Source organism: Candidatus Viadribacter manganicus, from assembly GCF_001679665.1.
Lineage (GTDB): Bacteria > Pseudomonadota > Alphaproteobacteria > Caulobacterales > Aquidulcibacteraceae > Vitreimonas > Vitreimonas manganica.
The window spans coordinates 2,846,994-2,860,281 of the sequence record NZ_CP013244.1 but is presented as its reverse complement, the minus strand read 5'-3'; the positions used below and the strand labels follow the sequence as shown (position 1 = coordinate 2,860,281).

15 protein-coding genes and 1 tRNA gene are annotated in these 13,288 nt (G+C 62.2%); 9 read left to right on the top strand and 7 right to left on the bottom strand.

Annotated features, from left to right (window positions below; all coding sequences use genetic code 11):
* Window positions 1–7: 7 nt before the first annotated feature.
* Complete coding sequence (locus ATE48_RS14575; protein WP_156767790.1) at window positions 8–280, bottom strand: hypothetical protein; 273 nt, start codon at window positions 278–280, stop codon at window positions 8–10.
* Here ATE48_RS14575 and ATE48_RS14570 point away from each other — a divergent pair.
* Window positions 270–626: a hypothetical protein gene (locus ATE48_RS14570; RefSeq protein ID WP_156767789.1), complete on the top strand. Its 357-nt coding sequence runs from the start codon at window positions 270–272 to the stop codon at window positions 624–626. The genes ATE48_RS14575 and ATE48_RS14570 overlap by 11 nt on opposite strands.
* A gap of 407 nt (window positions 627–1,033) precedes the next feature.
* Here ATE48_RS14570 and ATE48_RS14565 read toward each other — a convergent pair.
* The 3 genes from ATE48_RS14565 to gcvA all read right to left on the bottom strand — a co-directional run bounded on the left by ATE48_RS14565 (window position 1,034) and on the right by gcvA (window position 2,855).
* Window positions 1,034–1,109 (bottom strand) — tRNA-Ile (locus tag ATE48_RS14565).
* A 96-nt stretch (window positions 1,110–1,205) separates the two neighbouring features.
* A complete protein-coding gene (locus ATE48_RS14560) occupies window positions 1,206–1,586 on the bottom strand; it encodes a hypothetical protein (RefSeq protein ID WP_066772696.1) in 381 nt (126 codons plus the stop codon).
* 330 nt (window positions 1,587–1,916) lie between these two features.
* On the bottom strand, window positions 1,917–2,855 hold the full coding sequence (gcvA, locus tag ATE48_RS14555) for a transcriptional regulator GcvA (protein WP_228126639.1): 939 nt from the start codon (window positions 2,853–2,855) through the stop codon (window positions 1,917–1,919).
* A gap of 392 nt (window positions 2,856–3,247) precedes the next feature.
* Between gcvA and ATE48_RS19835 the strand changes: the two genes are divergently transcribed.
* The 3 genes from ATE48_RS19835 (at window position 3,248) to glpX (ending at window position 4,948) form a co-directional block, all read left to right on the top strand.
* Complete coding sequence (locus ATE48_RS19835) at window positions 3,248–3,424, top strand: hypothetical protein (protein ID WP_156767786.1); 177 nt, start codon at window positions 3,248–3,250, stop codon at window positions 3,422–3,424.
* Complete coding sequence (locus ATE48_RS14545) at window positions 3,424–3,924, top strand: GAF domain-containing protein (RefSeq protein ID WP_066772690.1); 501 nt, start codon at window positions 3,424–3,426, stop codon at window positions 3,922–3,924. The genes ATE48_RS19835 and ATE48_RS14545 overlap by 1 nt, the downstream gene beginning before the upstream one ends.
* A gap of 73 nt (window positions 3,925–3,997) precedes the next feature.
* The gene (gene glpX, locus ATE48_RS14540) at window positions 3,998–4,948 is read left to right on the top strand and encodes a class II fructose-bisphosphatase (RefSeq protein ID WP_083197552.1); all 951 of its coding nucleotides are present in this window, start codon (window positions 3,998–4,000) and stop codon (window positions 4,946–4,948) included.
* Here the strand turns inward: glpX and ATE48_RS14535 are convergent, their stop codons facing one another.
* Window positions 4,949–7,117, bottom strand: coding sequence for a S9 family peptidase (locus tag ATE48_RS14535; protein ID WP_228126638.1), 2,169 nt, complete (start codon window positions 7,115–7,117; stop codon window positions 4,949–4,951).
* Window positions 7,118–7,267: 150 nt separating this feature from the next.
* Between ATE48_RS14535 and carA the strand changes: the two genes are divergently transcribed.
* The 3 genes from carA to ATE48_RS14520 all read left to right on the top strand — a co-directional run bounded on the left by carA (window position 7,268) and on the right by ATE48_RS14520 (window position 10,082).
* Window positions 7,268–8,449 (top strand): glutamine-hydrolyzing carbamoyl-phosphate synthase small subunit, encoded by a 1,182-nt coding sequence (carA, locus tag ATE48_RS14530; RefSeq protein ID WP_066772679.1) that lies wholly within the window; start codon window positions 7,268–7,270, stop codon window positions 8,447–8,449.
* Between the two features lie 97 nt (window positions 8,450–8,546).
* Window positions 8,547–9,296, top strand: coding sequence for a hypothetical protein (locus tag ATE48_RS14525; RefSeq protein WP_066772677.1), 750 nt, complete (start codon window positions 8,547–8,549; stop codon window positions 9,294–9,296).
* A 21-nt stretch (window positions 9,297–9,317) separates the two neighbouring features.
* Window positions 9,318–10,082 (top strand): hypothetical protein, encoded by a 765-nt coding sequence (locus ATE48_RS14520; RefSeq protein WP_066772676.1) that lies wholly within the window; start codon window positions 9,318–9,320, stop codon window positions 10,080–10,082.
* Here ATE48_RS14520 and ATE48_RS14515 read toward each other — a convergent pair.
* Window positions 10,079–11,002 (bottom strand): purple acid phosphatase family protein, encoded by a 924-nt coding sequence (locus ATE48_RS14515; RefSeq protein ID WP_066772675.1) that lies wholly within the window; start codon window positions 11,000–11,002, stop codon window positions 10,079–10,081. The genes ATE48_RS14520 and ATE48_RS14515 overlap by 4 nt on opposite strands.
* Window positions 11,003–11,134: 132 nt before the next feature.
* Between ATE48_RS14515 and ATE48_RS14510 the strand changes: the two genes are divergently transcribed.
* Entirely contained in the window at window positions 11,135–12,046 is a 912-nt protein-coding gene (locus ATE48_RS14510) for a 2-hydroxyacid dehydrogenase (protein ID WP_066772674.1), read from the top strand.
* Window positions 12,047–12,106: 60 nt separating this feature from the next.
* A complete protein-coding gene (locus tag ATE48_RS14505) occupies window positions 12,107–12,358 on the top strand; it encodes a hypothetical protein (RefSeq protein WP_066772673.1) in 252 nt (83 codons plus the stop codon).
* A 72-nt stretch (window positions 12,359–12,430) separates the two neighbouring features.
* On the opposite strand, the gene ATE48_RS14500 is transcribed toward ATE48_RS14505, so the two are convergent.
* On the bottom strand, window positions 12,431–13,159 hold the full coding sequence (locus ATE48_RS14500) for an SIMPL domain-containing protein (RefSeq protein WP_083197551.1): 729 nt from the start codon (window positions 13,157–13,159) through the stop codon (window positions 12,431–12,433).
* Window positions 13,160–13,288 lie beyond the last annotated feature (129 nt).

Sequence of the window (13,288 nt, the reverse complement as noted above, 5' to 3'; positions counted from 1 at the left end):
TCAATGGTTAGAGCTGGCCGCTCATAGCGGGCTCGTTGCAGGTTTGAGTCCTGCCTGGGACACAGGTTTGACCAAGACTTTCGAGACCCCGATTTCGCTTCGTCGCTCCAGCGCGTTTTATCGTAAAATCCGTGACTTTTTTGCCGGTGAAACGGGGCTCAGCTTCCACCGCGAACAGCAGAATTGTCACCAATGCACCCGTGTAGATCGATATCGAGATCGTCGCGGCGGCGTTCGGTCGAACGAGGATCTTGTCGATCAGCGAGCGGATGCAGCGCATCGCTTCGTCTTGGGTTTCCTCGTCGCTGAAGCCGTCGATCAATTGGCTCAACCCCGGCACGATAACGATCGCTCATACCGGGCTCGATGAGTTTGGGTTCGGCGTGCGCGCCAGCAAGTTCTGCGTGGATCGCGTCACATTTCTTGGTGGCGGCATCGAGATCGGCTTTAACCTCGCGCGCATCGAACGGGCCCGTACTGATCGCCTCAATCAGCTTGTCACGCTTCGCCAGAGCCTTGGCGAGATCTTACTCAAAGGCGGTTGGGTTGGCGCGCTGCGCCTTTGGGACCGCGGCCATGCCCCACTCATATTCCTGCTCGAAGACATCGAGGAGCTAGGGATCTAAGGGATAGTTGCGCAGGCCGAGAGGCTGATGCGCCGCGCGAAACGGTGTCCGGCGAAGGTTGGGGCTGGACTAAGATCTGGCAAGTGCGCCGATTGCCTAATCAACTCCGGCAGTGGGACGAAGCCGCCCGTCGGCGACGGCCACTTCGAGCGGGGCGTCATACTCTGAAAGAATCCTCTCCATATGAGCCGCTAACGCGGGATGAAAATGAGAATTGCGCTCGTCCAATTTTGTCGTCGAGCCAAAGGTAGCGGCGGGCATATTCATCGGCGTCTTAGAGAATTCCGAGGCTCGCAAGTCTCAATAGGTCGATCTCCAGCGCTAGAATATCGCTGTCGACCAGGACGCCATCACAATCGAAAATCACCGCGTCACACAAAGAACTCTCTTGGCTATGAGCTATGCTCTGGTAGGCCCGACAGGACTCGAACCTGTAACCAGACCGTTATGAGCGGCCGGCTCTAACCATTGAGCTACGGGCCCCCAATAGTCGCTACGGGGCGCATGTGCGTTGAGCCGATCCAGTTCGTCAAGTCTCGGCATGCACTCCACGCCGAGAGAGCCCGCGCCGGCTTGTCGTCAGGCTTTGGCGCTGATCTTTTTGACGTTCCCAGCCTCCCAATTGAGCATCGGCAGCCGCCCGATACGTTGCTGAACGTCAGCATCAACATCGAGCAAGCTCGCATCGATCTCTCCCCGGTCGATGACGCCATCAAGAAATTCGCGTTCCTTGTCGGTGAGCGCAAGCACTGGCTCAAGCCGCGTGCGGCATTCCTCGATTGCCTCCTTTGTCCACGGTTCTACCGAGCCATCCGCTTCGAAGTAGGCGCGCGGCAGGCATATGAGCAACTTGCTCTGCAGCTCTTTTTCATCTGCGCCGATCGCGTCGATCGAAACCTTACGCCAGTCTGCGCGCCCGGAAGCGCCAAAGCGTAGCATCGCGGCTTGACCAGTCGCCAATCGAGATCGGTCATCTTGAAGATGCGGCGGGCGTCGAAAAGGTCTCGTGCTGCGCGGCGTCTGAGAAGCGCACTGGAGGAGGCGAGCGAGAATTCAACCGAGGCGAATAGGCTTGGGATGGAGCAAACATGGGATCTGGACGCTGATCACGCTGGTGGCGCGGCTCATGCGAAGGCCGCAGCCTGGAGTTCGGCTTCTGCTATCGCCTCGACAAAAACCCAGGGCAGCGGGCAATGGGTCCAGCCGGATTGCTGGCGGCCAGTTCGCGCGACGGCTCACTGGGTGAATTTCCAACGTTCCAGGCGGCGGCTTGAGGCCCGCGCACCACTTTTACGCAGTCTGATCCGCTGGCGGGTCTGAGGCGATCACTTGGCCGCGCAGCCAGGTGAGGAAAGCATTCTGCGAGGGTTCGAACCGCCGCCCACGCGGCCACACGAGCCAATAGGCAAACGCCACCGGAGCTGCTTCTTCAGTAAGCGGTGCAATCAAGCGGCCTTCATTCAGATCGCGCTGAGCCAGCTGTCGTTTTGCCAGCACCATGCCTTTGCCTTCAACGGCGGCTTCGATCGCGAGACTCGATTGATTGAACCGCAATCCGCGCTCCACGTCAGTGCGCCGCAAACCACGCGCCGCAAACCACATGCTCCAGCTTGGGCATGACGGGTCGCGCTCGGAAGCATCATCATGGATCAGCGGAATGTTCACAAGGTCCGCTGCAGAGGTCAAAGATCCCGTTTCTTCCGCAAAGCGCGGGCTGCAGACGACGATGACAGATTCCGCCATCAAGCGCTCGAAGTGCAAATTTTCATAAGCGCCCGGCCCGTAGCGCACGGCCATATCGATATCGCTGGTCGAGAAATCCGTGAGTGTCATGTCGGCCGAGAGCCGAACTTCAACTTCGGGATGTGAATCCTGAAAGTGGCTCAGCCGCGGGATTAGCCACTTCGAGGCGAAGGACGGCGGCGTCGAAATCGAAATCCGCCGACCACGTGTCGCTGAACGCATGGCGCGGCCGGCGTGCAGCATTTCCGAAAGCACGACACCAGCATGCGCAAACGCGGCCCTGCCTGCATCGGTCAGTTCGACACTGCGGCCTAATCGGCGGAACAAGGGTTGGCCCGCAAACTCTTCCAGCGATTTTATGTGCTGACTGACGGCGCCGGGGCTGATGTCCAGCTCATCGGCCGCGCGCGAGAAGCTCGCCAGCCTAGCCGCTGCTTCAAACACGCGTAGAGCCAAAAACGGCGGCAGGAGGTCGTTCGTGCTCACGTCATTTTTCCGTTGCGTCGCTCGTGACATGGGTGGCCAAGGGTCCCTGACCAACCGGCGCGCTTCCCTTTCGACAAGGTTTTGCGCCTCCGAGCACCCATTTTCCCCGTCGGCATGCGCTCGCGCCACATCCAGGTTGGACTTCAGGGCGCAGGCGTTCGCGCAAACAAGATCGCGCGCGCCGTCCATCAATACCAAATCGAGGAAGGCCTCGCGCTGGCTTCAACTGGAGCGACACTGTCGTCACCGGCGAAGGGCGCGGCTATCACTTGCGCGCGAAGCCTTATTCTCGCGATTGGTCGTTCGTGCGGCTCTGACCTCGGTTCCGCCTGCGCCATCATCCCACTTCCATCGACGCGCAGTGGCACTATGTTGGAGCTAAGGAGACTTCCATGACTGGGTTTTGGATCGGCATCGTTGTCGTCGTCGCAGCCATTGTCGGTATTTCGGTGCTGGTCGGCAAAATGCTGAGCAAGCCGAAAGGCCTGGGTTCGCCCGATCGCCACGCCCAGATGACGGCGCTGAAGGCCTCCGGCGCGCTTAAGTACCGCAAGTCGAACCGCGACTAATGAGCGAAGCACTCCGCGCAGAATTGCCTTCGGACAAAGCCGAACGCTACGCGGCGTTGCGCGCTGAGATTGCGGCCGTCATTGTCGGCGAGCCCAATGTGACCGCGCGCTACGCCACCGCCGCCTCATTGCTGGCGCAGGCATTTGCCGATCGTTTCTTCTGGACCGGGTTCTACCTCGTCGACGAGACAAAACAGAACGAGCTTGTCGTCGGCCCCTACCAAGGCACGCTTGGCTGCTTGCGCATCCCATTCGGCAAAGGCGTTTGCGGCGCCGCCGCTGCAAATCGAGAAACCATCATCGTACCCGACGTGCACGCCTTCCCCGGCCACATCGCCTGCGACAGCCGCTCCAATTCCGAGATCGTCACGCCGGTTTTTGACCGCAGCGGCGCGCTTGCCGGCGTCCTCGACGTAGACTCCACCCAATTCGACGCGTTCGACACCGTGGATAAGGACGGCCTTGAAGCCATTTGCGGCGACCTCCTCACCCTGGACTAGCGTCAAACGCCGCCCGGCCTTGCCCCTGCGGCTGGGCGCGTTAAAAGCGCGCCACGAAAATCATGGGGCGAATGTGAGCGACGAAAAAATCGGCTTGATCCTGGGTCCAATCGCGCAGCACGCGACGGAAGTGGCCGCCATCGCCAGCGCGCGACTGTCTGGTTTTGGCCGCAAGAACGATGCTGACCAGGCGGCGGTCGACGCTATGCGCCGCTCGTTTCAGTCGGCGCCGTTCTCGGGCAAGGTCGTCATCGGTGAAGGCGAGATCGATGAAGCGCCGATGCTCTATATCGGCGAAGAGATTGGCGCTGGCGGTCCGCGCGTCGACATCGCCGTCGATCCGCTCGAAGGCACCAAGCTTTGCGCCAATGACGCACCGAACGCGATGACGGTCGTCGCGCTCGCGCTGGAAGGGGGCCTTCTGCACGCCCCTGATATGTACATGAACAAGCTCGCGATCGGCCCCGGCTACCCGGCGGGCATTATCGATCTCGATCTCTCACCTGCCGAGAATGTGAAGCGGCTCGCCAAGCACAAGAACGTGCCGGTCAGCGAAATCCGCGCCTGCCTGCTCGATCGCGATCGCCATAAGAGCATCATCGAGGAACTTCGCAGCGTCGGCGCTGGCATCCGCCTCATCCCCGACGGCGACGTCGCTGGCGTATTCTGGACAACCGAAGCCGCACGCTCCGGCGTCGATATTTATTTTGGGTCAGGCGGCGCACCTGAAGGCGTTCTTGCGGCAGCCGCGATCCGCTGCGCCGGCGGCCAGATGCAGGCGCGCCTGATGCCCGAGAACGAGCAGGAAGAGGAACGCGCGCGCAAAATGGGCCGCGACGTCCACGCCAAGCTTTCGCTTGATGACATGGCGCCAGGTCACGTTGTGTTTGCCGCATCGGGCGTCACGCATGGCTCGATGTTTGAAGGTGTTCACTTCGAACACGGGCGCGCGACGGTCGATACGCTGGTGTGGGATTCGTTCACCGGCCGTCGCAGCCGCGTACGCTCCACCTACCCGCAATAATTACTGCTGCGGTTCAGCGGCCGCTTCGGGGCTTTGTGCAGATTCGCTCTCGATGCTGCCATCGACGACCTGCGAGGTCGGTTGCACAGCCGGCTGCGCCGGACGGCGCGAGAACGCGCTAAGTCCCGGCACATTCACCGCGCCGTCATAGACGTTCATCTCAGCGCCCTCGAACGAAGCGCCAACAGGCTCAACGCGCCCACCGAGGCAATCGCCAAGGAAGTGCTCAAGCACGGCGAGATAAGAGAGCCGGTTCTGAGGACGCACCAGGAGACGGCCCTCGTCCGGGAACGTGAGGTACGTGAGTATCCCACGCAACCGCACAGCTTGGGCGACTTGATCGGTCTCTCCGCGCGTCAAACGCGGATCATGCGCGCCGTAGGCGAGGAGCAACGGACTGCGTATGCGGCCCGCATGAAACGCAGGCGAGCGAACGCGCAGCAATTGGCGCCCTGCCTCCGTTCGTGCATCGGCTACACGCCGGTAGAGTTGCTCGCGCTGCGACGCGGGCGCGAGATCGAGCATGGCGAACAAGTTCGCTGGCGCGGCAAAGCTTGCGCCGCATCGATACTGATCCGGCGTGAACGCCAGTCCGGCCAATGCCGCATAGCCTCCAAAGCCGGCGCCAACAATCGCGATGCGATCAGGCTCAGCAACGTGATGCGTGACGGCCCACTCAGAAGCATCCGCCAGATCTTGCTGAATGCGCCCACCCCACTCACCGTTGCCGGCATTGAGGAAGGCTTTGCCGAAACCCGCCGAGCCCCGGTAGTTTACCGAAAGCACGGCGTAGCCGCGATTGGCCAGCCACTGGTGCGTCGCGTCGAAGCCGTAACTATCGCGCGCCCAGGGCCCATCGTGCGGCAGCAACACCATAGCGAGCGGCGCATCCGGACGCGCATCGCCGTCCACGTCCGACCCTGCGGGCAGCGTGAGATACGCAACCAGCGTCGCGCCATCGCGCGCCAGAATCTCAACTGGCGCCATCGGCTGCAACGCCGCTTGCTGCAACTCGGGACGGTGCGAAAATAGCGATGTCAAACGCCGGCCTGCGGGACCAGCGCGATCAAACATATACGAACGACGCGGCGTCGTCGGGCTTTCTTCAACGACGATCCAGCGCGTATCATCCGCGCTCCGCGAGGCAACCGTGAAATCGCCCGTCAGCGAGCGATCGAGAAACTCGATGTCCGCTTGGCTATCGGCGTTGAGCGCGCGCCACTCGCGCCGCAAGTACTCCGTCGCGAACGCTTCCGCCGCGCCGGTCACGGGATCAATCCAAACATCGACCACGTCGGCGCGATCACCTTCGCCAAGCACCGCCTTCTCGCCGGTCGCCACATCGACGCGCACGAGGGCCGTGCGATCACGCGCCTGCGTGTCAGGCTGACCCAGCGTAGAATCCAGCATCAGCACGTGCGCACCATCGGCTTCGAAACCGAGCAGCCGCGTCGACATCACATCTTCGAACGGTATCTCGAACACGGTGCGCGAACGCCCGCGCGACTCGAACGCCACAACATCCGCGCCGCCATCGCCGCGAGCGCGCACGCCCAGGCGAACGACATTGTTCTGGTCGAGCAGGAAACTTGAATACCCGCGCGGCCCGCCATTGCGCTGCAAAACCGTACGTGCACCGCTGGTAAGGTCGACGCGCACCACATCGGGCCACGAGCGATCGCGATCGTTCAGCGCCACAACAACAGCGCCGGGATCGGCGGCGCTGACACCCAAAATGTCCGCGCGCGCGCCAGCCGGTGTCAGCGCCCGGGTCGCGCCGCTTGCGACATCGACCGCATAAAGGCGCGTGTTCTCGTCACCGTCCGCGTCCTGCAGATAGAGCAGTGTCGAGCCATCGGCTGCCCAACGGAACGTGCTCACGCCCCGCGCGCGCTCGTCCGTAAGCGCCCGCGCCTCGTCCATCGCATCGACGGAAAGCACCCAGAGGTTCGTCACGCCGTCCCGCGGCGCCAGAAACGCCACCCGATCGCCGCGCGGCGAAAGCTGGCCGCCATGTCGGGTCGGTTCGCCAAATAGCGCCGCGCGAGTGATGAGATCGGGAGCAGCCGGGACAGGCACAGGCGTGTGGGCGCGCTCGCCGCACGCGGCGAGACCTAACGCTAGCCCCAGGGCGACAACCCCGGCCCAATATCTCGACCTCGAAACCACCCCGAACCTTACAGCCCTGTCATCTGCCCGCCAACGCGGATGGCTGACAGGGTGTTCACCTTTACGGCATGGGTTTGACCGGGGCTGCAGCCAGGCGCCCCAACTAGGCGTTTTGACACCCTGACCGGCACACCCTATCTCACTGCCGCTTTGGCAAAACCGACTCATCCCCCCGCCGCCACCGGCGCCCTTGTGCTCGCCGATGGTTCCGTATTCCTGGGTGAAGGCCTAGGCGCCATAGGCGCCGCCGAGGGCGAAGTCTGCTTCAACACCTCGATGACGGGCTATCAGGAAATCCTGACCGACCCCTCCTACGCGGCGCAAATCGTCGCCTTCACGTTTCCGCACATCGGCAACGTCGGGACCAACAACGAGGACATCGAGACGTCGTCCCCTGCAGCGGCTGCAGCCGCGCGCGGCGCCGTCTTTCGCACGCGTCCAACGTTGCCGTCGAACTGGCGCAGCGACGACGATCTCGACAGCTGGATGAAGAAGCGCAACGTCATCGCGCTGTCCGGCCTCGACACGCGCGCGCTCACCAAGCGCATCCGCGAGCACGGCATGCCTAACGCCGTCATCGCGCACGCGCCTGATGGCAAGTTCGATCTCGACAAATTGCGCGCACAGGCAAAAGCCTGGGGTGGCCTCGACGGCCTCGATCTCGCAAAAGACGTCACCACCGCACAAAGCTACGTCGTCAACGAAAAGCGCTGGCAGTGGCCGGTCGGCGTCGAGAACGTCACCAAACCGAAGTTCACCGTCGTGGTTATGGACTACGGTGTAAAGCGCAACATCCTGCGCGCGCTCGGCGACATCGGCGCAAAGACCATCGTACTCCCCGCCACAGCCACAGCGGAAGAAGCGCTCGCGCACAATCCCGATGGCATCTTGTTGTCGAACGGCCCTGGCGATCCGGCCGCGACGGGAAAATACGCCGCGCCGGAAATCAAAAAGCTGGTCGAGAGCGGCAAGCCGGTCATGGGCGTTTGCCTCGGCCACCAGATGCTTGGCCTCGCGCTCGGTGCGAAAACACACAAAATGGCGCAAGGCCATCACGGCGCAAACCATCCGGTGAAAGATCAATCGACCGGCAAGGTCGAGATCGTCTCGATGAACCACGGGTTTGCGATCGACACCTCAACGCTGCCGAAGGGCGTGAAGGAAACGCACGTTTCGCTGTTCGACGGCTCAAATTGCGGCATCGAACTCGAAGGCAAGCCGGTGTTCTCGGTGCAGTATCACCCAGAAGCATCACCTGGACCGCAAGACAGCCACTACCTGTTCGAGCGCTTCGCGAAGCTCATGGCAAAGAAGACCAAGAGCGCAGCGTAAAGCTGCCGCGCGGCTAGGCCATTCGGTCCACTGGAAAAATCCACGGAGCAATGCGATTGCCTGACGACAGGGCTTAGACGCCTGGCGGGGGATTTGCATGAAACGTATCTTGGTTGCGGCCTCGGCCGCAGGCTGGTTGTTCGCACCCGGGCTTGCGCATGCAGAGCCTGGCCTTGCCGCAGAAGTTTACGGCCCCAGTGTTCACGAGGGCGAAGGTGAATTTGCTCTCCGCACCGGCGTGCTCGATGGCGGCGACGCAGACGGTGAGTGGCAAACAAAGATCGAATTCGGTTACGCGTTCACCGACTTTTGGCGTCCATCCATCGTCGGCGAGTGGGAGCACGAATCTGGCGACACGGAGTTCTCGGCCGTTGCGATCGAGAACGTCTTCGATTTCACCGGCACGCGCGAATGGCCCGTGCACTTCGGCGCCTATGTCGAGTACGAAGTGAATACCCAAGACGGCCCCGACGGGCTGGAACTCAAACTGCTCATGCAACGTGAGCGCGCGCCCCTCAATCTTACACTCAACCTCATTGGCGAGCGCGAAGTTGGCGGCGGCTCATCCGACACCTGGGAGTTCGGATACGCCGGCGAGGCGGCTTACGCCTTCAACGAAGATTTCGCCCTCGGGATTCAAGGGTTCGGCGACGCCGGCGCCGACGATGACTTCGGCGATTTCAGCGATCAGGGCCATTATTGGGGTCCGTTCGCGCAATTCGAACTCGCCCATGTCGGCGAAGGCGAAGTAGAGTTGCAGCTCGGCTACCTCGTCGGTTCCGGACAGTCCGAAGCCGATGACCAGTTCCGCTTCAAAGTGGAGTACGAATTCGGTGACGAAGACTAAGCTCGGCGCCGCCGCTCTCGCATGAAGATTAGGGCCACCGGCGCATTGGCGTTTGCCGCTTTGACCGGCGCGTTCACCGCGCCTCAAGCGAACGCAGAACCTGGCCTTGCTGCTGAAGTTGAATCTCCAATCGTCGTTGCCGGCGCAACGGAATTGTCTTTGCGCGGCGGCGAACTCACTGGCGGTGAAGCTGCGCACGATTGGCAATGGCGCGCGGAGGCCGGCTACGCGTACGTAAGTTGGTGGCGTCCCGGCGTTGCGGCGACTTGGCAAGGCGATGGCGGCGACAACGCTTTGAGCGGCTTGGGTTTCGAGAACATTTTCGACTTCATCCCGAGCCGCCGCTGGCCGGTGCATTTCGGCGCTTACGCCGAATACGAACGCAACATGTCCGAAGGGCCGGACCACATAGAGCTCAAATTGCTGATGCAGCGCCAACGCGGGCCGCTCGATCTACGCTTCAACATCGTCAGCGAACGCGAAACTGGCGATCACTCGGATAATCGCTGGGAATTTGGATACGCAGCGCAGGGATCATATCGGGTAAGCCCAACCCTTCGCCTGGGCGTCCAAGGCTTCGGCGACACCGGCTTCGACGATCAGCTCGGCGACATCGACGATTACGCGCATTGTTGGGGCCCGTTCGCGCAAGTCCGGCTGGCGAGCGTGCGCGAACAAGCCCTCAGCCTTCAGCTCGGCTATCTTGCAAGTTCGGGATACGCCGATGCGGACGGACAATTCCGCCTTGGCCTCGAATGGTCATTCGGCGAAGACGACGACGATTAAACATCGCGCACGCGCGAGATCTGCGTTTCGTAGATGATCGCCGCATCACCGTTATGGAAACGGAGCGACAGCGCGTCGGCGCCGAGGCGGCAGCTCGCAAATCCCACTTCGGCATGCGCGAATTGCGATTGCGGCACAGCCACGACCTGCCGGGATGCAGCGCCCGAGCCGGAGCACACATAATGCACGCCACGATCAACCAAGTGCTCCAGATCGTGTTCGTGGCCATTGAAATAGGCCTGCACGCCGTAGCGCTCTAAAAGCGGCTTCACACGCTCAACCACCGCCGGCGCCTCGCCGTGATTGCCGCTCGATAGGATCGGATGGTGACCCACCACGATCTTCCAGGCCGCGCGATCCGCCGCCAACCGTTCTTCGAACCACTGCAATTGCGTGCGCGCCTCGTCTGAGGTTCCAAGCAAGGGCACATGCGCCGCGGCATTGCCGAGCCGCGCGATCGGCGTTGTGTCGAGAAAATAAAATGTCGCCCGTTCCTCCCCCACATTCATTTCCTGGGCCCAGTAGCGCGCGGGCATACGCCAACGCGAACTGCGACTCGAATACGCCACCTCGGCGCCGGGCGAGCCCTCATAATCGTGATTGCCGAGCACGACGTACCAGGGCGCCTGTAGCGAAGGCGCGGCGTAAACCTCCTCAAACGACGTGCGAAACTGAGGATCGGTCACCGAGCCCACGCCACGCGGATAGAAATTGTCGCCCGTCGAGATGATGAATTGAGGTGCGGTTCGGTCGGCGACAACGCCCATGGCCCGCGCCACGCGATGTTGCTCCACTGAGCCAGATCCCCAGTCGCCGATGATGAGAAAATTGAGGTCGCCGGTTTGCGCGAACGCGCTCGGCGCAATCAACAACGCTCCAGTCGCCAGCATGACGCTGCGGCGCGAAACTGATCCGGCCATGCCATGTCCTTTTCAATACGCCTCATTGTTTGCCCGCCTCCATGACGGAAACAAGCCTCTCCGCTGAACTCAGACTGCAAACCATTAGCGTTGTCGTTGCGAACGCCGCTTCTGGCGGTCCATAAAGGCCGCATGAGCAAACCCGCCCTCCTCGTCCATCCGCCCCTCGGCTTCTTCGAAACCCGCCTTGTCGATTACGACGTCGTGCACTGGCCAACGGATCGCAAAGATGTCGACGCGGCGCTCACCATCGGTCATGTGGGCATCTCAAACGCGATGATCGACGCATTGCCCGAGCTCAAATGCATCGTGTGTTTCGGCGTCGGCGTGGATGGCATCGACCTCGGCTACGCAAAGCAGCGCGGCATCACGATCACGCACGGCCGCGACATCAACCATGAAGACGTCGCCGACGTCGCCATCGGGCTTATGATCGCGCGCCATCGTCTCTTCACAGAAGGCGAGAAAACCTTGCGCGACGGCACATGGACGCCGCCGCTTGCTGTGCCGCCACAACGGCGCCTGCGCGGACGCAAAGTCGGCGTTGTCGGCATGGGCGCCATTGGCGCCGCCGTCGCGCACCGTGCTGAAGCGTTCGGCACGGAGATCAAGTGGTACGGGCCCCGCCCCAAGCTTGACGCGCGCTTTGCATACGAACCAGATCTTTTGAAGCTCGCGCAATGGGCCGATGTGCTGATCGTGTGCGCACGCGGCGACAAAACCACAGAAAAGCTCATTAGCGCTGAAATCATCCACGCACTCGGCAGCGACGGCGTGCTGGTCAACATTTCGCGCGGCAATGTGATCGATGAAGACGCGTTAATTGCCGCGCTCAAATCTGGCGCACTCGGCAGCGCCGGTCTCGATGTGTTTGTCGAAGAGCCGACCCCGATCGATCGCTGGAAGGATGCGCCCAATTGCACGCTGACGCCACATCTCGGCGGCGGCACGCGCGAGGCGCTCTACGAAGGCTCGCAGAACGTCCTCGAAAATCTCCGCCGCTTCCACGCTGGCGAGGAACTTCTCTCGCCACTGGCCGGCTAGGCCCACGGAACCGCGCTCTCAGAACTTTGTTCTCCCCGCAGACAAGCGTTGGAGAGTGAAATGGCTGAGAGAGAAAGTGGCGGTTCATCGCCTTGGGTTGCGTTTTTGGCGGGCATCATTCTGGTCGCCGTCGTCGCGTTCGGTGTCGTCGCCTATACGGGCGGCCTCCAGCAGCAAGAAACGGCGCAGCTGGAACTCAACATACCGGACGTCAAAGTGAACCCGCCGGACATCGACCTGCCGGACCCGCCGCCAGCGCCGACGCTGCCGCCGGCGGCTGAGCAAGCCCCAGCTGAAGCGCCGACCAACTAAGCGCCAAGCGATAAAATCAGAGGGCGGCGGATCACTCCGCCGCCCTCTTTGCGTACGCGATTTCTTCGCGAACTAGCGCAGTTCGAACGTCACACTGACGCTCACTCGCGTTTCAATTTCGCCAGGCGAAACGGGTGTCGACGCGGCAGCCGCGTCACGCATCGCAAAGCGTTCGACCGCAACCGGCATCGGCGGCGCGTAACCGCCACCCTCTTGCACGGCGACGATGCGTTGCACGCGCATGCCGAGCGCGTTGGCGTAAAGCTCGGCGCGACGGCGCGCTTCGGCGATTGCGCCGCGACGCGCGATATCCAGCTGCGCGTCAGGATCGGCGCGCGAGAACGAGACGCCATTGATGGCATTGCCACCAGCGGCCACGGCCGCGTCGATCACGCGCCCAGTGTTGTCGATGTTGCGCACCTTCGCGGTAACGCTGTTGTTGGCCTGATAACCGGTAATGCGCGGTTGCTGGCCTTCGACATATTGCTGCTGGGGATAGACTGAGACGTTGGACGTCTGAATATCGCGCTCGGCCACGCCTGCACGGCGAAGCGCCGCGACCAGCGCGGTCATCCGGCGCGCATTGTCGGCCAACGCCGCCGCTGCGGTTTGGGCTTCGGTGGTGACGCCGAGATTGATCGTCGCCAGATCCGGGCGCGCTTCGGACGTACCGTCGGCGCTCACGCTAAGCAGCGTGCCCTCAACATGGGCGTGTTCAGTTTGGGTCTGCGCATGAGCCGCGGGCGCAACAGCCGCAGCGGCCAGAACGGCGAATGCCGCCGCAGCTTTCATAACTTGCATCGATAGGTCTCCGTCGTCCATCGCGCCCAAGCCTGCGAGCCCGGGCGCCCAAATTACGGCGGCGTCAGGATGTGTCCGCCTCACTCCCGTGAAATGTGAGCCCGAAACCAAAGTTCCAGGCCAAGCGTT

Coding starts and splice junctions, on each gene's coding strand:
- ATE48_RS19835 (WP_156767786.1), top strand. CDS start 3,248: ATGACTGGGTTTTGGATCGGCATCGTTGTCGTCGTCGCAGCCATTGTC.
- ATE48_RS14525 (WP_066772677.1), top strand. CDS start 8,547: ATGAAACGTATCTTGGTTGCGGCCTCGGCCGCAGGCTGGTTGTTCGCA.
- ATE48_RS14545 (WP_066772690.1), top strand. CDS start 3,424: ATGAGCGAAGCACTCCGCGCAGAATTGCCTTCGGACAAAGCCGAACGC.
- ATE48_RS14575 (WP_156767790.1), bottom strand. CDS start 280: ATGCGCTGCATCCGCTCGCTGATCGACAAGATCCTCGTTCGACCGAAC.
- ATE48_RS14570 (WP_156767789.1), top strand. CDS start 270: ATGCAGCGCATCGCTTCGTCTTGGGTTTCCTCGTCGCTGAAGCCGTCG.
- ATE48_RS14515 (WP_066772675.1), bottom strand. CDS start 11,002: ATGGCCGGATCAGTTTCGCGCCGCAGCGTCATGCTGGCGACTGGAGCG.
- ATE48_RS14500 (WP_083197551.1), bottom strand. CDS start 13,159: ATGCAAGTTATGAAAGCTGCGGCGGCATTCGCCGTTCTGGCCGCTGCG.
- ATE48_RS14505 (WP_066772673.1), top strand. CDS start 12,107: ATGGCTGAGAGAGAAAGTGGCGGTTCATCGCCTTGGGTTGCGTTTTTG.
- ATE48_RS14520 (WP_066772676.1), top strand. CDS start 9,318: ATGAAGATTAGGGCCACCGGCGCATTGGCGTTTGCCGCTTTGACCGGC.
- ATE48_RS14510 (WP_066772674.1), top strand. CDS start 11,135: ATGAGCAAACCCGCCCTCCTCGTCCATCCGCCCCTCGGCTTCTTCGAA.